This window comes from Streptomyces sp. CB01881 (assembly GCF_002953255.1).
In the GTDB taxonomy this organism is placed as follows: Bacteria; Actinomycetota; Actinomycetes; order Streptomycetales; family Streptomycetaceae; genus Kitasatospora.
Genome location: NZ_CP026498.1, coordinates 4,641,144 through 4,660,917, shown reverse-complemented (window position 1 = coordinate 4,660,917; position 19,774 = coordinate 4,641,144). Strand labels below are relative to the sequence as shown.

At 71.2% G+C, this 19,774-nt stretch carries 20 protein-coding genes and 1 tRNA gene; 12 read left to right on the top strand and 9 right to left on the bottom strand.

Going from position 1 to position 19,774, the window contains the following annotated elements; genetic code table 11:
• Window positions 1-106: 106 nt before the first annotated feature.
• Window positions 107-1,561, top strand: coding sequence for a ribosome biogenesis GTPase Der (gene der, locus C2142_RS10250; protein ID WP_148642353.1), 1,455 nt, complete (start codon window positions 107-109; stop codon window positions 1,559-1,561).
• Window positions 1,562-1,731: 170 nt separating this feature from the next.
• Here der and C2142_RS10245 read toward each other — a convergent pair whose 3' ends face one another.
• Entirely contained in the window at window positions 1,732-2,544 is an 813-nt protein-coding gene (locus C2142_RS10245) for a hypothetical protein (RefSeq protein ID WP_153882768.1), read from the bottom strand.
• Window positions 2,545-2,741: 197 nt separating this feature from the next.
• Window positions 2,742-3,593, bottom strand: a complete 852-nt coding sequence (locus C2142_RS10240; protein WP_148642352.1) for a hypothetical protein — start codon at window positions 3,591-3,593, stop codon at window positions 2,742-2,744.
• 691 nt (window positions 3,594-4,284) lie between these two features.
• On the opposite strand from C2142_RS10240, the gene C2142_RS10235 reads away from it, so the two are divergent.
• From C2142_RS10235 to C2142_RS10205, 7 genes are all read left to right on the top strand, one after another.
• Window positions 4,285-5,091 (top strand): transglycosylase family protein, encoded by an 807-nt coding sequence (locus tag C2142_RS10235; protein WP_148642351.1) that lies wholly within the window; start codon window positions 4,285-4,287, stop codon window positions 5,089-5,091.
• 185 nt (window positions 5,092-5,276) lie between these two features.
• The gene (locus tag C2142_RS10230; protein WP_241002489.1) at window positions 5,277-5,696 is read left to right on the top strand and encodes a transglycosylase family protein; all 420 of its coding nucleotides are present in this window, start codon (window positions 5,277-5,279) and stop codon (window positions 5,694-5,696) included.
• Between the two features lie 78 nt (window positions 5,697-5,774).
• The gene (locus C2142_RS10225) at window positions 5,775-6,491 is read left to right on the top strand and encodes an alpha-ketoglutarate-dependent dioxygenase AlkB (RefSeq protein WP_241002488.1); all 717 of its coding nucleotides are present in this window, start codon (window positions 5,775-5,777) and stop codon (window positions 6,489-6,491) included.
• Between the two features lie 311 nt (window positions 6,492-6,802).
• Entirely contained in the window at window positions 6,803-7,663 is an 861-nt protein-coding gene (locus tag C2142_RS10220; protein ID WP_148642350.1) for an acyl-CoA thioesterase II, read from the top strand.
• A gap of 98 nt (window positions 7,664-7,761) precedes the next feature.
• Window positions 7,762-8,553: a DUF1684 domain-containing protein gene (locus tag C2142_RS10215; RefSeq protein ID WP_148642349.1), complete on the top strand. Its 792-nt coding sequence runs from the start codon at window positions 7,762-7,764 to the stop codon at window positions 8,551-8,553.
• 398 nt (window positions 8,554-8,951) lie between these two features.
• On the top strand, window positions 8,952-10,148 hold the full coding sequence (locus tag C2142_RS10210) for an MFS transporter (RefSeq protein ID WP_241003160.1): 1,197 nt from the start codon (window positions 8,952-8,954) through the stop codon (window positions 10,146-10,148).
• 135 nt (window positions 10,149-10,283) lie between these two features.
• A tRNA-Pro gene (locus C2142_RS10205) sits at window positions 10,284-10,357 on the top strand.
• Window positions 10,358-10,539: 182 nt separating this feature from the next.
• On the opposite strand, the gene C2142_RS10200 is transcribed toward C2142_RS10205, so the two are convergent.
• The 4 genes from C2142_RS10200 to C2142_RS10185 form a co-directional block, all read right to left on the bottom strand.
• Window positions 10,540-11,901, bottom strand: coding sequence for a restriction endonuclease (locus tag C2142_RS10200; RefSeq protein ID WP_241002487.1), 1,362 nt, complete (start codon window positions 11,899-11,901; stop codon window positions 10,540-10,542).
• Window positions 11,902-12,231: 330 nt separating this feature from the next.
• Window positions 12,232-12,417, bottom strand: coding sequence for a hypothetical protein (locus C2142_RS10195; RefSeq protein WP_148642347.1), 186 nt, complete (start codon window positions 12,415-12,417; stop codon window positions 12,232-12,234).
• 96 nt (window positions 12,418-12,513) lie between these two features.
• Entirely contained in the window at window positions 12,514-13,776 is a 1,263-nt protein-coding gene (locus C2142_RS10190) for a site-specific integrase (RefSeq protein ID WP_162002450.1), read from the bottom strand.
• Window positions 13,777-14,082, bottom strand: coding sequence for a helix-turn-helix domain-containing protein (locus C2142_RS10185; protein WP_241002486.1), 306 nt, complete (start codon window positions 14,080-14,082; stop codon window positions 13,777-13,779). It abuts the gene before it with no gap.
• A gap of 1,596 nt (window positions 14,083-15,678) precedes the next feature.
• On the opposite strand from C2142_RS10185, the gene C2142_RS10180 reads away from it, so the two are divergent.
• Both C2142_RS10180 and C2142_RS10175 read left to right on the top strand, forming a co-directional pair.
• Window positions 15,679-16,572 (top strand): restriction endonuclease, encoded by an 894-nt coding sequence (locus tag C2142_RS10180; RefSeq protein WP_148642346.1) that lies wholly within the window; start codon window positions 15,679-15,681, stop codon window positions 16,570-16,572.
• Window positions 16,573-16,694: 122 nt separating this feature from the next.
• A complete protein-coding gene (locus C2142_RS10175) occupies window positions 16,695-16,895 on the top strand; it encodes a hypothetical protein (RefSeq protein WP_148642345.1) in 201 nt (66 codons plus the stop codon).
• 42 nt (window positions 16,896-16,937) lie between these two features.
• Here C2142_RS10175 and C2142_RS10170 read toward each other — a convergent pair whose 3' ends face one another.
• Window positions 16,938-17,537, bottom strand: coding sequence for a hypothetical protein (locus C2142_RS10170; RefSeq protein ID WP_148642344.1), 600 nt, complete (start codon window positions 17,535-17,537; stop codon window positions 16,938-16,940).
• Between the two features lie 150 nt (window positions 17,538-17,687).
• On the opposite strand from C2142_RS10170, the gene C2142_RS10165 reads away from it, so the two are divergent.
• Window positions 17,688-18,266, top strand: coding sequence for a GIY-YIG nuclease family protein (locus C2142_RS10165; RefSeq protein WP_148642343.1), 579 nt, complete (start codon window positions 17,688-17,690; stop codon window positions 18,264-18,266).
• On the opposite strand, the gene C2142_RS10160 is transcribed toward C2142_RS10165, so the two are convergent.
• The gene (locus tag C2142_RS10160; RefSeq protein ID WP_148642342.1) at window positions 18,217-18,450 is read right to left on the bottom strand and encodes a hypothetical protein; all 234 of its coding nucleotides are present in this window, start codon (window positions 18,448-18,450) and stop codon (window positions 18,217-18,219) included. The genes C2142_RS10165 and C2142_RS10160 overlap by 50 nt on opposite strands.
• 59 nt (window positions 18,451-18,509) lie before the next feature.
• Between C2142_RS10160 and C2142_RS10155 the strand changes: the two genes are divergently transcribed.
• Window positions 18,510-19,052, top strand: coding sequence for a hypothetical protein (locus C2142_RS10155; protein WP_148641175.1), 543 nt, complete (start codon window positions 18,510-18,512; stop codon window positions 19,050-19,052).
• On the opposite strand, the gene C2142_RS10150 is transcribed toward C2142_RS10155, so the two are convergent.
• Window positions 19,009-19,774, bottom strand: a 766-nt coding sequence (locus C2142_RS10150) for an IS5 family transposase (RefSeq protein WP_148644669.1), incomplete at its 5' end; no start/stop codon positions are given. The genes C2142_RS10155 and C2142_RS10150 overlap by 44 nt on opposite strands.

The following is a 19,774-nucleotide window of genomic DNA, read 5'->3' as shown; positions in this document are numbered from 1 at the left end:
CCGGGTGCCGTGGCGGTATCCCGGAACCACTCGCGCTGCCCCGGTGGGGCAGGTACGCACGGCGCGCCCCTGGGAAGGGCCGGGCCGGGAAACGGAAAACACGAACATGACCGCAGAGCACTCCGCCGCCGGACACGGTGAGCTGGACGCCTCCGAGTACGCCGAGTTCATGGCGCTCGCCGCCGAGGAGGGGTTCGACCCCGAGGACGTCGACGGCCTCGGCGACGGCAGCCACGGACCGCTGCCGGTGCTGGCCGTCGTCGGCCGCCCGAACGTCGGCAAGTCCACCCTGGTCAACCGCATCATCGGCCGCCGTGAGGCCGTCGTCGAGGACAAGCCGGGCGTCACCCGCGACCGCGTCAGCTACGAGGCCGCCTGGAACGGCCGCCGCTTCAAGGTGGTCGACACCGGCGGCTGGGAGATCGACGTCCTCGGCATCGACGCCATGGTGGCCGCCCAGGCCGAGCTGGGCATCGAGACCGCCGACGCGGTGCTGTTCGTGGTCGACGCCAAGGTGGGCGCCACGGACACCGACGAGGCCCTGATCAAGATCATCCGCCGGGCCGGCAAGCCGACCGTGCTCTGCGCCAACAAGGTCGACGGCCCGTCCACCGAGGCCGAGGCCGCCTACCTCTGGTCCCTCGGCCTCGGCGAGCCGTACCCCGTCTCGGCCCTGCACGGCCGCGGCTCCGGTGACCTGCTCGACGCCGTGATGGCCGCACTCCCCGAGGCCCCGCCGCAGACCTTCGGCGACGCCGCCCCCGGCGGCCCCCGCCGCGTCGCGCTGATCGGCCGCCCGAACGTCGGCAAGTCCAGCCTGCTCAACAAGGTCGCCGGTGAGGAGCGGGTGGTCGTCAACGAGCTGGCCGGCACCACCCGCGACCCGGTCGACGAGATGATCGAACTCGGCGGCAAGACCTGGAAGTTCGTGGACACCGCCGGTATCCGCCGCCGGGTCCACCTGACCGCCGGCGCCGACTTCTACGCCTCGCTGCGCACCTCCTCCGCGCTGGAGAAGGCCGAGGTCGCGGTCGTCCTGATCGACGCCAGCGAGACCCTGGCCGAGCAGGACACCCGGATCATCTCGATGGCCGTCGAGGCCGGTCGCGCCGTCGTGGTCGCCTACAACAAGTGGGACCAGCTGGACGAGGAGCGCCGCTACTACCTGGAGCGCGAGATCGAGCGCGATCTCGTCCAGGTGCAGTGGGCCCCGCGGGTCAACGTGTCGGCCCTCACCGGCCGGCACATGGAGAAGCTCGTCCCGGCGATCGAGACCGCACTGGCCGGCTGGGAGACCCGTATCCCGACCGCCCGGCTGAACGCCTTCCTCGGCGAGCTGGTCGCCGCCCACCCGCACCCGATCCGGGGCGGCAAGCAGCCGCGCATCCTGTTCGGCACCCAGGCGGGCACCCGGCCGCCGCGTTTCGTGCTGTTCGCCTCGGGCTTCCTGGAGGCCGGCTACCGCCGCTTCGTCGAGCGTCGGCTCCGTGAGGAGTTCGGCTTCGTCGGCACGCCGATCTCGATCTCGGTGCGGGTGCGGGAGAAGCGGAAGAGGAAGTAACGGTAAGCAGTCGGACGTGCGGGCGCGCACGTGACGCGGAGAGGGCCCTGCCACCACGGGTGGCGGGGCCCTCTCCGCATGCGCGGGGCTGGTGGGCGGGGCTGGTGGGCGGGCGTTGTCGGGTGGGGTCCGTGCATGGGGCCGGGTACAGGGTGCCGCGGCTCTGTTGCTCAGTGCTGGTCGCTGCTGCGGCCCGGGGGGAGGGAGAGCAGGTTGCGGTGGCGGCCGCCGGTGGCCGGGCCGGCGGTGGGGCCGGTGCCGGCGCCCACCACCGGGGCCGGGGCAGCGGCGGGCATCGGGTGCAGGACCGGCCCGAGGTAGCCGGCGGCCACCCAGCCCTGGCCGTTGGTGAACTGGGCGGCGGGCTGGGCTGGTTGGCCGCCCTGGGTGCCCTGACCGCCTTGGCCGCCTTGGCTGCCCGGGGTTCCGAGAGCGCCGGGGGTTCCGTCGCTTGCCTGGGCGGGGTGGCCGGAGGGGGAGGCCGGTCCGGCCAGGTGGCCGTGGCCGGTGCTCTCGCCGGTGGAGCCGGCGCCGTTGGCGGGTGTGTGCGGGGCGCTGCTGTGGGAGGCGTGGCCGGTGTGGGTGCTGTGGCTGCCGTGGGTGCCATGGCTGCCGTGGCTGCCATGGGTTCCGTGGCCGGTGTGGCCCGGGCCGGTCTGCTGGTTCGGCATGAACTGGGGGATGCCGAGGGTCTGTCCCGCGTACGTCTGGAACGCCTGGTGCTGCGGCGGGAACGGCCGGGGTTCGCCGAGCGAGGGGTAGCCGTTGTCCCGGACGGCGAAGCCGGCGAACTCCAGGTTCTCCTCGCCGGAGCGGTCGCCCGGCAGCGCCCGGAACAGCCGCCGGTACTCGGAGTACAGCTCGTCGTAGATCGGCGTCGTCGAGTGGGGGTGCTCCGCGTCGTACGACGGGCGCATGCCCGGGATCGCACGGGGGACGGTGGTGGACCGGCGGTGGGAGGCGGAGACGTCGTAGCTGTACACGTAGGGGCCAACGAGTGAACCCGCCCGGGGATGCGGGGTGAGGCGGCCCGGCCGTCGGCCGGTGTCATCGATCCGGGGTGTGGATCGGTGAGACCGGCCGACGACGAGGCGGTGGGCGGCTGTGGGGGCGGCTCGGGCGGGGCCGGGGCGCGGGCCGGGCCGCCGGGTGGTGCGGGTACAGGTGGTGCGGGTGCGGCTCAGGTGCCCGCGAGCGGGAGGGAGGCGGCGACGACCTGGCCCATGGCGATGGCACGCTCCAGCGCCTGGCGGAGCAGGTCCTCGCGCGGCTGGCGGCCGACCATGCCGGCCGGGACCGCGTACATCGTCACCTCCGCCAGCTGGTTGGCGGCGAACCGCCAGGCGTCGGTGACCTGGAGCGGCTGGTGCGCCTGCCACCAGCCCGTGCTGCCGCCGGCGGCCGCTGGCTGGAGGATCGCGTGCAGCTTGCCCATGGCGACCAGGACCGACCAGCCGGCCAGCTGTTCCGGGGTCTTGTCGAGGTCGGTGACGGGCTGGAAGCCGGCGTCCTGGAGGAGGCCGAGGAACTCGTCGGTGCCGGAGGTGTTGCCCGGCCGGCCGACCGGCCCGGTGGGCTCGACCACGAGTGAGGCGTGGCCGGTGTCCCCGTGCAGCACCAGTCCGCAGGTGATGCCCAGGATGGCGGCTTGACCGGGCGCGGTGGGCCGCTCGTGGGCGGGCTGTGCGACGGCCGCGGCGGCGGGGGCCGGCACGGCGGCGGTCGGCGTGACGGTGGCCGTGGGCGTGTCGGTCTGGGCCTGGCTGATGCTGCGCACCGCGCCGACCAGCTGCTCCTCGGCGACCGGCACCACCTGGGAGGGGATGCAGCGGGCGTGTGCGAAGGCGAGCACCGCGGTCTCCTCGCCGACGAACAGCACGGTGCTGGTGGGCTCCTGGAGGGAGTCGCCCGGGGTGCGGCAGGAGGTGCACTCGTAGCTGTCGGGTGCGTGGGCGCCGCCGAGCAGGCGGTCGGCCTCGTCGTCGCCGATCTCGGACCGGACCTCGTCGCTGACGTCGAGCATGCGCGGCACTGGGACTCCTCGGGTATCGGGTTGTTGCGGGCTGGGGGCGGGTTTCAGGCGGGCGGTGGGTCGGGCTCGGGCTTTGGAGGTTGGGCCTTGGGTTGGTGGCCGGTCTCCGGGCGGTCCTCGGGTGCTCCAAGGGGTCCAAGCGGTCGATTCCGGCCGCCTTTACCAACGGACCCCTGTGGCAGGGGTCACGGGTGGGCGCCGCGGCTGACGGGAATTGCCCCTGAATCGATCGCAGCGCGTGTTCCGACGGCTGCAATCTGTCGATGTCGATGGCGGGGCTGCCGGAATGAAACCGTGAGGTGGGTCACGGCTCGTAGATGTTTGATCTAGGAAATGACGGTTAAATCGGACATTTGGGGCATGATTGCAAGGTCGTTACCGCGGGTAACGCCTGGCTGAGCTGGGCAGACCGTCGATTGTTTGGATCCCCGGCCGCCGACTCGTAGCTTCATTGGCGGTGCAACGAGCACCACCCGGGTTCACCCCCGACGCACAGCCCGCCGGTTCACCCCGGCGCCGGCAGTGCCCGCCGATGCGACCGCTCGAACAGGTCCCCGGTGCGTGGCGGGTGGCCGGGGCGGCGCGGCACGTCCGACACGTGCCCGGCCGCCCGACGGACGCGGCGAGCGAAACCGACTCCCTCCGAGGGCTTGGTTCCGCATGCCCGCCCGGGGCTGTCGAGAGGAACCTCATGACCTTCCGTAACGAGTCCGCCGCTGCCACCACCTCCACCGTCACCAAGCGCAACCGCGTTCGGATGGCGGTCGTGGCGGGCGCCGCTGTCGCGGCCCTGCCGGTGGCCGGCCTCGTCACGGCCACCTCGGCCTCCGCCGCCTCCGTCTCCACCTGGGACGCCGTCGCCCAGTGCGAGAGCGGCGGCAACTGGGCCATCAACACCGGCAACGGTTTCTACGGCGGTCTGCAGTTCACCTCCAGCACCTGGGCCGCCTTCGGTGGCACCGCCTTCGCCCCGCAGGCCAACCTGGCCACCAAGGCGCAGCAGATCTCCATCGCCGAGAAGGTCCTCGCCTCGCAGGGCCCGGGCGCCTGGCCCGTCTGCTCCGTCAAGGCCGGCCTGACCAAGGGCGGCGCCCCGGCCGCGGTCGACACCTCCGCCGGTTCGGCCACCGCCGCGAAGCCGGCCGCCCCGGCCGCCACCGCCGCGCCGAAGGCCGCCCCGGCCCCCAAGGCCGCCGAGGCCCCGAAGACCGCCGCTCCGAAGGCCGCCGAGGCCCCCAAGGCCGCCGTCGCCGCGCCGAAGTCCTCCGACGCCGCGAAGTCGTGGAAGTCCGACAACGCCGCGAAGTCCGGCAAGGCCGCGACCTCGAACGACGCCCAGCCGGCCAACGGTGGCAACTACACCGTCAAGTCCGGTGACACCCTGAGCACCATCGCGGGCGCCAAGGGCATCGACTGGCACACCCTGTACAACAACAACGCCAAGGTCATCGGCGGCAACCCCGACCTGATCTTCCCGGGCCAGACCCTCACCGTCTGATCCCCGGTCCGGCCGACCTCTGGTCAGGCTGCACCCCCGGACGTGTCGTCCGGCCGGCCGCTTCTCCGCTGTGCGGGGGAGCGGCCGTCGGCGTGTCCGGCGTGTCAGGGTCTGCCGGGGAGGGGCACGCCTAGGGTCGGCTGCTGTGCCTTCTCAGCTTTCATAGGATCAGCTGTCAATCCTTCGTGCCGATTGGCAGTCCGGCGCGGGTCCTCGCTGCCCTCGCCGCCGCACTGTTACTGACTGCCGGACCGCTGCCGGGCCGGCAGGCCCGGGCCACCCCGACCGTCGCGGACACGGTCTGGGACGACCTCGCCGAGTGCGAGAGCGGCGGCGACTGGCGGGCCAACACCGGGAACGGCTACTTCGGCGGACTGCAGATCTGGCCGCCGACCTGGGAGGAGGCCGGCGGCCTGCGGTACGCCCGTCGGCTCAACCTGGCGAGCCGGCGCCAGCAGACCGCCGTCGCCGAGGAGATCCTCCGGATGCAGGGGTGGGAAGCCTGGCCGGTCTGCGCGCGAGAGATCGGGATGATCGGTGGGGAGCCGGATGGGCCGGATGGAGCGGATGAGCCGGACCGGCCGGATGGGCCGGACGCGCGGTGAGCCGGGCGCGCGGCGAGCGGGCGGGGGCGCCACGCCGTTCGGGTGCCGCTTGTCGGAGGGGTGCGCGACGATGGTGGGGTGATCCAGGGCGAGCTGTTCGGCGCGGGTGGGGGCGTTGGCGCGGGCGTGTCGCGTGAGCGCTCCGAGCCCGCGCCCGGCGTGGTGCTCGTCCCTGGCTGGCTCGACGCCGCAGCCCAGTCGCACCTGGTCACCGCCTGCCGGGAGTGGGCCCGACCGCCCGCCGGGATGCACACCGTCCGGATGCCGACCGGCGGTCTGATGTCCGTGCAGATGGTCAGCCTCGGGTGGCACTGGTACCCGTACGGCTACCGCCGGACCGCCGCCGACGGCACACCCGTCAAGGCGTTCCCCCCGGAGCTCGGCCGGCTGGCCCGCCGGGCCGTCGCCGAGGCGTACGGCGAGGCGGCCGGCGACATCGCGGGCGCGGCCGGGTACGAGCCGGACATCGCGATCGTCAACCACTACCCGCACGGCGCCAAGATGGGCCTGCACCAGGACCGCGACGAGCGGACCGACGCGCCGGTGGTCTCGCTGTCGCTCGGCGACACCTGCGTCTTCCGGCTCGGGAACACCGAGACCCGGACCCGTCCGTGGACCGACCTGGAGCTGCACAGCGGAGACCTGCTGGTCTTCGGAGGCCCGTCCAGGTTCGCGTACCACGGCGTGGTGCGCACGTTGCCCGGCACGGCCGATCCGGCGCTCCGGCTGACCGGGCGGCTCAACATCACCGTCCGCCGGTCGGGCCTCCGGCCCGCTGCGGGCGGGGCCCGTTAGGTTCTGTCCGGCGGATCATGTGACTTCTCCAGGCCGGGCTAGGGGCCGGGCCCCGGGCCGGTGGGCGCCGGGGCCGGAGTTGCGGGACGGGGGAGGGCCGGGGGCCGGTGGTGCCCGGGCTGTGGTTCGAGGGCTGGTGTTCGGTCGTGTGGGACCTCGTTCGAGTGAATCGGCAGCGGCCGCCCCGGGTGCGGGGAATGTCCGGGCTCGCTGGAGAATTCGATGGGGCGGGAGAATTTCGAGAACACGGGCGTCGGCGGCCAGGCGGAAGACCTCCGTCCGGGCCGGCCGTCCGGAGAGGAAGTGCACGCATGGGTACCCCCGTCGACGAACTCGTCGAACTGCTGGACCTTGAGCAGATCGAACTGAACATCTTCCGCGGGCGCAGCCCCGAGGAGGCGCTCCAGCGGACCTTCGGCGGCCAGGTCGCCGGACAGGCCCTGGTGGCGGCGGGGCGCACGGTGGACGGCGAGCGCCCGGTGCACTCGCTGCACGCCTACTTCCTGCGCCCCGGTGTGCCCGGCGTGCCGATCGTCTACCAGGTGGACCGGATCCGGGACGGCCGCTCGTTCACCACCCGCCGGGTGCTGGCCATCCAGGGCGGCCGGTCGATCTTCGCCCTCACCGCGGACTTCCACCTCCCCGAGGAGGGCGGCATCGAGCACCAGTACCCGATGCCCGAGGTCGCCGCCCCCGAGGACCTGCCCAGCGCGCTGGAGGAGGTCGGCTCCCGCCTCGGCGAGCTGCCCCCGTTCATCAGCCGTCGGCAGCCGTTCGACATCCGGTACGTCGACCGGCTGCGGTGGAGCAAGGAGGAGCTGGCCGGCGTCGAGGCCCGCAGCGGCGTCTGGCTGCGCACCAACGGCGCCCTGCCCGACGACCCGCTGATCCACGTCTGCGCCCTCACCTACGCGAGCGATATGACGCTGCTGGACGCCGTCCGCGCCCCCGTCGAGCCGCTCTGGGGCACCCGCCACTTCGACATGGCCTCGCTTGACCACGCGATGTGGTTCCACCAGCCGTTCCGGACCGACGACTGGCTGCTCTACCAGCAGGAGTCCCCGATCGCGCACGGTGCCCGGGGCCTGGCGCGCGGGCAGATCTACGACCGCAGCGGGCAGCTGGTGGTCTCGGTGGTGCAGGAGGGGCTGTTCCGGCCGCTCAAGGGTTGATCCGGCCCCGGGAATGATCCACCCCGGTGGTCGGCGTTGAGGAATTGACGGACTAGGGACGGCCTGCGGGCCGTGGACCGGAGTGGGAGGGTACGCCGATGACGGCGACAGCCGCGGAGGAATGGAAGCACTGGAGCGACAACCGGGCGGCGGCGGTGGGCACCGCGCACGGCCAGCTGGCGCTCACCGGTACGCACTGGCTGGAGCCCGAGCCCGCCGAGGTCCCGGGCCTGCCCGGGCTCTGGTGGGCCGACGCGGAGGGCGTCCGGGTCCGGGCGGCGGCCGCCGACGGGATCACGGTCACCGGCGCGGAGGCCCCCGTCGACGGTGAGGCGCTGCTCCGCCCGGACAGCGACCCGGCCGCCGACACCGCGGTGCTGGGCGAACTGCGCCTCGTCCCGATCGAGCGCGAGGGCGAGCTGGCCCTGCGGGTCTTCGACCCGGCAGCGCCGCGCCGGGCCTCCTTCGCCGGCATCTCCGCGTACGCCTACTCGCCGGAGTGGGCCGTCCCGGCGGTCTTCACCCCGTTCGAGGACGGCGGCGACCAGGCCGTCGTCGTCCCCAACGCGGACGGCAAGGAGCGCCCGCTGGCCGTCACCGGCCGGATCGCCTTCACCGTCGCGGGCGAGCATCGCACCCTGACCGTCAGCCGCGCGGGCAACAGCCTCTCCGGCGTCATCGCCGACGCGACCAGCGGGACGGACACCTACCGCTTCCGTTTCATCACCCTGCCCGCCCCGGACGCGGACGGTCACACCGTGCTCGACCTCAACCGCGCCTACCTGCCGCCGTGCGCCTTCTCGGACCACTTCATCTGCCCCTTCCCGCCGCCGGGCAACCGGCTGGACTTCGCGGTCGAGGCGGGGGAGAAGCAGGTGCTGACCCGGTAGCGGCTCCGGGGCGGGGCTCCGTTGGCGGTTCCGGCGGGTGCTCCGGTGGCTGCTCCGGTGACCTGTAGCCCCGGTGGCTTGTAGAGGTTGCCCCGGTGGCGGGTGGGCCGGCTGACGGGGCGAGGATGGGGGCTGTGTCGACCAATCATCCTGCCAATTCGGCGACCGGGCCCGCCTCAGCGGGTCCGGAGCCTGCCCCGCCTGACGCCGGCCCCGCCCCAGCCGACGCCGGGCCCGTCCCTGCCGGTATCGGACCTGTCGCTACTGACGCCGGGCCTGTCCCAGCCGGTACCCGGCCTGTCCCGTCCCGGCCTCCTGTGACCGACGCCGGGCCCGACGCTCCCGTACCGCCGTGGTATCGCCGCGCCGCTCGCGGGGCGTTCGCCGACCTCAGCCCGCTGCGCGACAACGCCGACTACCGGCGCGTCTGGTTCGGCCAGGCCGTCTCGTCGGTCGGCCAGCAGATGACGGCCGTCGCCGTCTCCGTCCAGGTCTACGACCTGACCGGCTCCACCTTCGCCACCGGCCTGGTCGGGCTCCTCTCCCTCTTTCCGCTGATCGCCTTCGGTCTCTACGGCGGCGCCATCGCCGACACCGTGGACCGCCGACGGCTCGGACTGATCGGCTCCGCCGGCCTCGCCGCCGTCTCCGCGGTCCTGGCCGCCCAGGCGCTCGCCGGACTCGGCCTCGTCGCCGTCCTCTACGTCGCCGTCGCGGTCCAGGCCGGCTTCTTCGCGCTCAGCTCGCCCGCCCGCTCGGCGATGATCCCGCGCCTCGTCCCGAGCCACCAGCTCCCCGCCGCCAACGCCCTGAACACCGTCAGCATGAACCTCGGCCTCACCGTCGGCCCCATGCTCGGCGGCGTCCTCATCGGCGCCTACGGCGCCCAAGCGGCCTACCTGGTCGACACCGTCGCCTTCACCGCCACCCTCTACGCGATGTGGCGCCTGCCCGCCTTGCGCCCGCTCGGCGAACGCAAGGGCCGCGCCTCCGTCCTCGACGGCCTGCGCTTCCTGCGCGAGCAACCCAACCTGCGCACAAGCTTCCTCGCCGACCTGGCCGCCATGATCTTCGGCATGCCGCGCGCCCTCTTCCCCGCCATCGCGGTCACCTTCTACGGCGGCGACGCCCGCACCGTCGGCCTCCTGGTCTCCGCCCCCGCCGTCGGCGCCCTGGTCGGTGCCCTCTTCTCCGGCTGGGTCGGCCGCGTCAACCGCCAGGGCGTCGCCGTCCTCGCCTCCGTCGCGGCCTGGGGCCTCGCCATCGCCGCCTTCGGTCTCGCCCGCAACCTCTGGCTCGGCCTCCTGTTCCTCGCCGTCGCCGGCTGCGCCGACACTGTCAGCATGATCTTCCGCAACACGATGATGCAGGTCGCCGCCCCCGACGAGATGCGCGGCCGCCTCCAGGGCATCTTCATCGTGGTCGTCGCCGGCGGCCCCCGCCTCGGCGACTTCGAGTCCGGCGCCGTCGCCTCCCTCACCAGCCCCGCCATCTCCGTCGTCAGCGGCGGCCTCGCCTGCCTCGCCGCCATCCTCCTCCTCGCCGTCCACCGACCCGCCTTCCTCCGTTACGACGCCCGCCACCCCACCCCCTGACCTCGCGCCCGAACCAAACCTGGCAGCGAGCACCCCCCGACGTGCTGTATTGTTTTCCACGTCGCCGGGACACCGGGGACAAGGTCGAGAAGCCCACAGCAGAGCCCCCCAGGCTCCGCCGGGGCACCGAGACCACGGGACGTGGCGCAGCTTGGTAGCGCACTTGACTGGGGGTCAAGGGGTCGCAGGTTCAAATCCTGTCGTCCCGACAGAATGTCGGAAGGCCGCTGGCCGGGAGAAATTCCAGGCCAGCGGCCTTTTTGCTGATGGACCGACAGGTGGTCGACGGCCGCTCGGCCACCCATTTGCGATCTTGCTGGGGACCAGCTGGGGACCGCAGCCATCGGCCGAGGGCCCGCCGCAACCTGCGGCGGCGGCCCCACGTTCGCGCTTACACGAGGTCGCCGGCCTGCCAGCCCGGAGGGACCTTGGGCAGTCCGATCAGGGCGTCGATGTTCAGGTGCCCGGCGAGCAGGGCCTTGAGGTTGCGGCCGTCGATGAGCCTGATGCGGCCGCTGCGGTGGGCGAAGTCGTAGCTGGCCTTGCCGAACCATGAGGTGGTGACGAGGATGCCGTAGCCGGCGTCCTTGTCGTGCATCACGCCCGCGAGGGCACGGACGGTCTCCACCGGGACCGCGTTCTTGGAGCGCTTGGCCTGGATGGCGAAGACGCTGGAGCCCGTGGGATCGGTCAGGGTGGCGACGGCGTCCACGCCGTCGTCGCGGGATCCCTGGGTGCGCCAGGTCTCGTAGCCCATGGCCTCAAAGAGTTCGCGCACAAGGCGTTCGAAGTCGTAGGGGTTCATCTGGAGCAGGTCGGGCCGGCTGTCCAGGGTGGCGACCACAGCGGTGTCGGTGATGATGCGGTAGCGGGACAGGTCCGCCTCGACGATGGGCGTGACCGGTTCCAGGTCGTGGGGGTGCTTGGAGACGGTGGCGCCAAGCCGGTGGAGGCACTGCTGCGGGTCGAGCCTCGGCTCGTCCAGGACCAGTTCGGCGAAGTCCTTGCGCTGGGCAATGACACTGACGACGCACGCCCGCACGGCCTGGCCGGTCGCCGGATCCGTGGCGTTGACACGGCCGTTGAGGATGACGCTCTCCACGAACGCGGTCGGCGTGACGGAGAACGCCTCGTCCAGCGCGCGGAGGGCCAGGCGGGCCACCAGCCGGGCGTAGGCCTCGTGGACCTCGGCCTGTTTGGCGGGTTGGGGTACGACCTCTGCCCGCTGCGCGACGTAGCGGTAGGAAACCACCGCGGGGACGATCTCGTGGTTCGGAAGCTCGATGTCGACCAGGAGCTGCTGGGCCTCGGGGACATAGACCGCATGGGCTGCTGTTCGGCAGCCCGGGGGCACGGGGGAGCGCCGCAGCAGATCTTCGATCATCTCTGCGACGCCCTGGGGGCCCTCATGGGTGAAGGCCTGTTCGACGTGCGGGTGCCACAGCTCGAGGCCCTCGGGGCGTAGGAGCAGGACTGTCTCCAGTTCCTCACGGCGCCGGTTGCACTCGGCGGTGCCCGCCTCGGCCTGGGCTTTGAGCCGGGCCGTCTCTGCTTGCCGGGCTTGCCGTTGGGCTTCCTTCTCGGCCTGGGTGTCCTCGCGCTTCCTCGCCTCCTCCGCCCGGCGGCGAGCCGTCTGGCGCTTGGCCAACTCCGCTTCCACCCGGGCGGCTTCCTTGGCGCGGGCGGCCTCCTCGCGTTTGAGGTGCTTCTCGCCGGCGGCCAGAAGCCGGGCATGTTCTACGACGGGATCCACCTTCCGTTTCCTGGGGCGGGGTTGAGCCGCCGATGCGGAGGCCTGGCCGGTCGTTGGCTGCTGCGTCCCGCGCTGTGCCTCCGCGGCTCGCGTTTGCTGTTTCAGGCGGTACGCCTCGGCGAGGATTTCCGCCACAGTCTTTCGGCGTGCCACCCAGTCCACCCCCTGGTCCGTGACAGCGCGAACCCGTGTGGGGCCCGCGCTGCCCGCGCGATATGCCAGCAGCCCTACCCGGCTGGGGCCGCCGGAAATCCGCCGTGCGGTCCGAGCGGGGACGGAGCAAGCGGTGCAGGGGCGCAACGTGCCGGCACCGCCGAGGAGATGGCGCGCTCATTCGGGCGGGAGCGGAGAAGGGTTACCGTCGTGCGTGCGCACCGGGCGGTTGCACAGGTCGAGGACGGCATCCAGCGGCACGGTGATTCCAGCGGCTCGGAGGCTGCCATGGATGTTGCGTGCCGTCTGCTCGCGGCGCAGCAACCGGACCCAGGGTTCCGCACCTTCTTCATCGTCTGCCACAAGTCCACTTCTACAGCAGGGTGGTTGACGAGGACAGGCGCACTGCTCGGGCAGCTGATCAGCGGAGAATTTCCGGAGGCTGCCCGTTTCGGCCGTCTATTGGACGAGACGCAGATGACGAACTGGCGCCTCTGTCGATGCCGCCTGGGCGGAGGCCGCCGTCTGCGGGGTGGTCCGGTCTCCTGACAAGTGCCTGCTGAGGGTGCGGCCGGCGTTCTCGATGGAACTCTTGTCCGGGTGCAGGTAACGCTGGGTGGTGGTGATGTGACCGTGTCCGGCGATTTTCTGAAGGACGTGGATGGGGACGCCAGCGTCGGCGAACCAGGTGAGGCCGGTGTGCCGCAGGTCGTGCCGGCGCAGGTACTCGTAGCCGAGGCTGACGACGACTTCGTCCCAGTGGGTGGCGTCGCGCAGGATCGCGGTGGTGATGCGTCCGCCGCGTGGTCCGGTGAAGAGGCGGGCCATGGGGTCGTTGCCGACCATGTTCATGCGCCAGTTCACGAGGTCGCGGATCTCTTCGATGATGGGGACGGTGCGGCGTCGCTTGCCTTTGGTGCCTTTGTCGATGAGGCCGCCGGGGCCGGTGGTGGTCTGGCGGCACAGGTCCCAGGTCCAGTCGAAGCGGTTGATGTCCTTGACGCGGACGCCGGAGACTTCGCCGATGCGGGCGGCGGTGCAGGCGGCGAAGCGGATGATGTCGCCCCAGCCGCGGTAGTGGTTGTGGGAGCGTTCGACGAGGGCGTTGGCGAGTTCGTTGAGGGCGTCCCAGTCGGCGAGGGCGAGGGAGCGGGGGTCGTCGAGTTCGTCCTCGGCTCTCTTGTAGAGGCGCTGCCAGCCGCTCATGCGCGAGGGGTTGAAGTCGATGAGGCCGTCGCGGACGGCTTGCTCCATGATGCGTACGAGCGGGGCGAGGCTGTTCTTGACGGAGGAGATGCTGAGTCCGTCGGCGATCCACGAGTGGAGGGCCCGGTCGGTGATGCCGTTGGTGATGCTGGTGACGGGTATGTGGCCGAGGACCGGGGTGACGCGCAGCTTCCAGCCGGCGGTGTAGGGATCGAGGGTGGTGGTCTCCAGGCCGCGCATCGCCAGGTCCCAGTTCTCGTCGCCGTACTCGGCGAGGGTCATGGTGAGGGTCTTGGGGGTGATGCCGCGTGATGCGGCCCGTTCCATGCGGGCGATCCAGGCCTCGGCTTCGGTCTCCGTGGGGACGGAGGAGGAAGCCGACTTGCGGCCGCCGCCGTTGGGGTCCGTCCACCGGACCCGGGCGCGGTAGCGGAATTCCGGGCGGCGGTCGGGGCGGTGCTCGATGTCGGTGGTGAGCTTGACACCCATGGGGATGAGCTGGGTGGGGTCGGACATTCAGGCTGCCTCGGATGGGTCGGTGCGCTTCTGGGCGAGCCACACCTGGGTGTCGGGGATGCTGTAGAGGTAGAGCCGGGGCGCGATCTGCACGAAGGGCGGGCCCTGTGGGGGAGTGGCGGAGCGCCAGCGACGCAGGGTCGAGGGGTCGACCTTCAGCAGCGCGGCGAGTTCCTCGGTCGAGTACCAGCCGCTGTGCAGGAGGTCGAACTCCTCTGCCGGATCGGCCTCGTGCGAGGGGTCGGCGATGGCCGGGGTCGGAACCGAGAACCGGCTTATGGCGGGAATGTGAGGTCGGGCGTGCATGGTCTCCCTCTGGCAGGGTGGTGGAGCCGCTTGGGCTCGGCCGGGCACGCCCACAGTCACCTGGCCGCCTGGAGGGGCGGAACAGGGCTTGGCGTGCTGAACGGGGCAGACCGTACGCACGTGACGTTCTTCGAAGCGCGTCGAGATCCGGCGGGCGTGGCGGGTGGAATGCGACCCAACGTCTGTGGCCGCGGACGAGGACCCGCCGCTGATGGGGTCTGCGCAGGTCATCCGAGGTTGAGGGGGTGCTTCTCGGCGCCGGCCGCAGCGCACACCGCAGATGGCGTTCTTGCCTGGTGGGTCGCGGCCGGGGCGTCGGGCAATGGCCCGGAGTAGCCCGAAAGTGGCGGCAGGCGCAGAGTAGCGGCTACGTTCCGTGATGAATGTAAGGAGTCTCGGGCTACTGACACCCTACGTCGAGCCGAGGCTAACTCAAGAGCTGCGCACTTTTAATCCGTAGGTTCAGGGTTTGAGCCCCTGGCGGCCCACAGAACTGAGGCCAGGTTAGACGCCGTCTGACCTGGCCTTTTCCACACCCGTTCGCGCCGCACCGGCCAACCCGACCGCAGGGAGATGCCGGAAATACCCGACTCGTCGTGCGGCGCGGGGATTGAGCGGGGATAGCGCCCCTGCGCCGCCCCGTCCGAGCCCCATTCCACCCACGTACATGACCATCTACACCACGCCGGCCAGGCCCACGTATTCACCCTGCGTGGGGGTCGGGCAGCCAACCCCCCGGAACTGTTCTGCCGGGCGCTCCCGTTCGCCGTGCTACCCGTTAGCCGGCCCGCTCCTCCGGGGTGGCCGGCCGGCACCGCCTGCCCGTCGTGCACCAGCCAGGCGGCCCGCTTGTCCTCTCCCCACCGGCAGTACGCGATCCACGGCATCGTCGGCGCCGGCCGACGGACGGCAGTCACCAGCCCGGACCGCCATGCGCGGCCGACTCTGATCCAGGCCAACTGCCAACGTTCCTGATCGCGCGGGTCGGTGCCCGGGGGTGGCGCGAGTTCGCGCGGCACGGCTACGGCATCGTGCCACCGGCCGAAGAGTGGTGCGCCCGCCGGTGCCGCTTCGCCTGGGTCCGTGATCGGGCGGATGGCCGCGTCCGAGAACACGAACCACCCCCACCCGTTGTCGGGGTCGGAGCTCCACATCACGTGGACTACCCACAGCGGGCTGCCGGGCGGTCGCCGCCAGACGGTCAGCATGGCCGGCTGCCAGTGGCCCTGCCGCCGGATCTCGATCAGCCGCAACTGCCTGTGGTCGCGGCTGGCCCCCGGCAGGGTCATCAGAGCCTTAGGCGCGATCTCGGCATCGCTCTGCTGAGCCGCGGTAGCGGCTGGGGCGAGGGGTCGGTGGGCGTCATGGCTCAATTATTCGAGCGCATGTTCGAGTGACCAACCGCCAAGGTCAATAGGTGTCGACTTTGATAACGATATGGTCTCGGGAAGGTCGGAGTTGCGTTGGTGCTTGAGTTGCATATGTACAGGTCAAGGCCTTGTGGGAGGACTGGATGGCCTGGCGGTTGGGCAAAGCGTGGTGGATTAGCGTCACGCTTATGTGGCAAGGTGGTCATGCTGACGAGAGGAGGAGCGGATGGACAAGCGGCCCGATCCTGGTGAAGCGATGCCTCGGTCTGAGCTCCACGCGATGTACGGGGGTAACCGCCAGAGCGGGATCTCGATCTCCGCGCAGGCGGGCATGATCCACCTCTTCTCCGACCCGATACACGTCGAGAGCTACGGCATGCCGGACGGCCTCGACGAGGAGGGCATCTATCTCTATACCGGTGCTGGCCAGAAGGGCGACCAGACGCTGACCCAAGGCAACCGAGCCCTCCTCACGCATAAAGACGCCAACCGCGACGTCTACATCTGGCGCCGGGAGAGGCAGGGGGACTATCGCTGCGTCGGCCAGTTCGAGGTCGATCAGGAGCAGCCCTTCATTTCCACGGACGCATTCGACGCCGATGGTGAGCTCCGCACCGTAATCGTTTTCCGGCTGCGCCCCGTAGGGGAGCTGGCCGCCGACGCACCGGTCGTGACCACGACCGAGGCCCTGGCCTACCGGGGCTACGAGGAGAAGGCCGCGATCGGGGGCCGCGTTCGCATCGAACGACTACAACGTCGATCCAGCCGGGACTCCGAGATGGACCTCGCGATCCGGTACCGGGCTCACCTTGAGCGCCTTGGTCACGAGATCAGGCGGGTGCAAATCCTGCCGCCGGGCGAGGTTCGGCCGTTCTGCGCCGACCTTCATGACCGAACCGACAACGTACTTATCGAGTGCAAGGCCAGCCCCACGCGGCAGGCGCTGCGTCTGGCGATCGGGCAGCTGATCGACTACCGCCGGTTCTTCTCGCCCACGCCGCGGCTTGCTGTTCTCACAGGATCAAAGCCCCGCCAAGACCTCATCGACCTCTGCAGCTCGATGACGATCGAGGTCATCTGGTTGGAGGAAGACGGAACCTTCACTTCAAGCTTCGACTGAGGTCGGGGCGCTGGCCGTGCCTGGCCGAGCCCCGACCCCGTCGCAGAGCGTCGCCCGCAGAGTTCTTCAGGCGCTGCGGGCGATGACTGTCCTGCCCTCTCGTGAACAGGAGCCCTTCCAGTATGTCTGAACCCCCGGACCAGCGGGACACTGCCGTTCCCGCCGCTGCGGCCGGACAGGGCGACAGCCCGGTGCGCGCTGGCGTGTACGGCGTCGCGCTGGCGGCTGGCGTACTTCTGGTGATCGTCGGCCACACCACACCGGTCGAGGCGAGCGGGTTCGTCACCCCGTTCCTCGTCTTCTTCGAACGCCGGCGTATGTGAACCGACGGCCGGGGCGTCCAGCAGGGCGCCTCGGCCCCACGATCATCCTTCCCGGTGGCTCCGGGGGCAGACCGCCAGCCAGGTAGTGGTGGCCGCTGCTGCTACGGAGATCGCTCGGTGGAGCTCCTGGTCGAGTTCGTGCCAGGCCGTCCCGGGCCCGTACAAGGCGGTCGTGATCTTGCCGTCCTCGTCCAGCTTTACGGCGGCGCAGGCCTCGATGTAGCCGCTCTTGCCGATACGGCGGGCGAGAGCGGCGAGGACCGGCCCGCGGTCGATCAAGGCGTGGGTGAGGCCGTTGATCGCGGTCCCGACCAAGAGGGGGCCGGCCGTCAGCCGGTAGCCGCAAGCCCGGGTGACGGCGATCGCCCCGGCCGTTTGCACGGCACTGTAGGCCAGAACGTGCCGGGTAGCGCAGCGCCGCCCATGGGCGGAAGCGCTCAGCGTGCATTCTCCAGGAAGGGCCGGATTCTCGGGCGTGACCGGGGCGCCGTCCCGGTGGACGGGGTGGCTGCCGTGGAGGCGCTTTCCGTAGGCATCTCGGCCGGCCTGCGCCCACTGGTCTGCGAACGGATGAAGCTCGCCGTAGACGGCCAGGAGCGTTCCGAGGAGCGCGAGGCGGCGGATGGTGGTGTCGCTGATCATGGTGTCCTTCCGGATTGGTGTCGGCGGTCGGCTTGGGCCAGCGATCTGGTCCGTGTGAAAGCCGTTCGGGCCGCTCGCCATTGGCGACCGGCCCGAACGGGTAGTCGTGAACGCTGTTCTCAGTGTGGATAGTTGTGGAACGCTTCGGGGATGACGCCTTGGTCTGAGTCGCAGTACGCAGCCCGGTTTGCGGCGGGCGGAGTCGAGCTCAAGCCCGAGGAGTTGTCGGGCAGCCCTGAAGAGCGCCGGCTCCGCGCGGAGTTGCAGCGCAGGTTCGCCTCCGACGGGGAGGACTGGGAGACCGACGAGATGGACACGCTCGTCGCCCTGGTGGAGTGGTTGGCCTTGCACAGGTTGGGCTCAGCCGCTGAAGCGCCCAGGATTCAGGGCTGGAAGCGGCTCTACGTGCTGTCGTTCGCCGGGGCGCGCCCGTTCGTGAAGGTCGGTCGCACGGGCGACTTCGCAATCCGCCTCCGCACGCACCGCACGAGGGCGGAGCGCGACGGGAACGTGCTGTTCGACGCCTGGACATCTGAGCTGGTCGCCGATGCGCACCCCTGGGAGCAGGGGGTGCTCAGAGAGCTGCGCCGCCGGCACCCGGGCGTGAGCAGGGGAGAGTCCTTCTACGCTCTCGACTACGAGGAAGCCATCGAGGTCGTCCACCAGCAGCGGATCAGGATCACGCCGTGCTCGGTTGGTCTGTCGCTACCTCGATGGCAGCCAGCTTGAGCAGGAACGGCGGCGCGAGGTGCAGCATCGTCTCGTGTCCGTCCGCGTCGGTCGTTGCGAGGACGCTGCTGATCGCGTCGAAGGAGAGCACCAGCTCCAACGCCGCCAGCGCCTGCTGGCCCGCGGTGGGTGAGTCGCTGTTGTCTTTCCGGGCGTGAGAGCTGCGTTTCCGCTGTTCAGGCATGAGGTCGGCGGTCTCGGGGAGTGGTGGCGTGTTGAGTCGCCGCTCGTGTGGAGGTCGGGATGCCGTCGGTCGTGGGACTGCTGGAACAGCGTGAGCTCACCGCTCGCCGTCGTCTGGACAACCTTCGGGAGGAGGCCGACCGTATCCAGGCCGAGCTGGTCGTGGCCGAGCGGGAGTGGAACGAGTGGGTCATCGCCCGTTCGCGTGTCGACGAGGTGCTGTCCTCAGGGGGCGACGTCGCCGGCCCGGGTGCCGCCGAGGAGCCGTCGGATCGCGGTGAACCGTGCGCGCTGCCGGCATCTTCGGAGGCGGCGAAGCCCAAATCGGTGGTGCCGATGTGGCGTGCGGGGCTGGCCTGGTCGGCACTGTCGGTGGACTACCAGCGCATCCTGCAGGTGCTCGCGGACCGGAATCGTCTCGGCCAGGGGTCACTGACGTGCCAGGAGATGGCCGGCAGCTTCGGCCTGGACCCGGTGCCCGCGAAGGTGGAGGCCCTGCGGTCGAAAGCGAAGCGGCTGACAGCGCGGGGGTGGCTGGCCGAGCCGGCACCGGGCCGGTTCACGCTGGCGAAGGCCGTGGCCGGGCCAGGCGGCGGGTCATGAGCATCGTCGCCGACCAGTAGACCATCGCCTCCGCGCTGGTGGTGGAGCGTTCGAAGTCCCGCACGAGGCGGCGGCTTCGCATCAGGTGGGCGAAGAACCGCTCCACGATCCACCGCTTGGGCAGCACGACGAAGCCGCGCATGTCGTCACTGCGTTTGACGATGGCGAGGACCAGGGCGAGGGCGGCCAGGCAGTGCTCGACGAGGGGGCCGGTGTAGCCGCCGTCGGCCCAGACCAGGGCCAGCCGGTGGTGTGCGGCGGCGACCCGGGCGAGCAGGACATGGGCGGCGGCGCGGTCGCCGATGTCCGCCGCGGTGACCATCACCCCCAGCAGCAGGCCGAGGGTGTCGACCACCACGTGGCGCTTGCGGCCGTTGATCAGCTTGCCGCCGTCGAAGCCGCGGCTGTCGGCGCCGACGACGGCGTCCGCCTTGACGGACTGGGAGTCGATCACGCCCGCGCTCGGCTCCGGGTCCCGCCCCGCCCTCTCCCGGACCCTTCCACGCAACCGGTCGTGGAACTCCTGCACCAGACCGAGGTCGCGCCAGCGGCGGAAGAACGCGTAGACCCGGTCCCATGGCGGGAAGTCGGCCGGCATCGCCCGCCACTTCGTTCCGTTGTCGGCGAGGTAGCGGATCGCGTCCAACATCATGCGGTGGCAGTAGGCCTCCGGCTGACCGCCCCGCCCGCGCAGCCAGGCCGGCACCGGCAGCAGCGGCCGC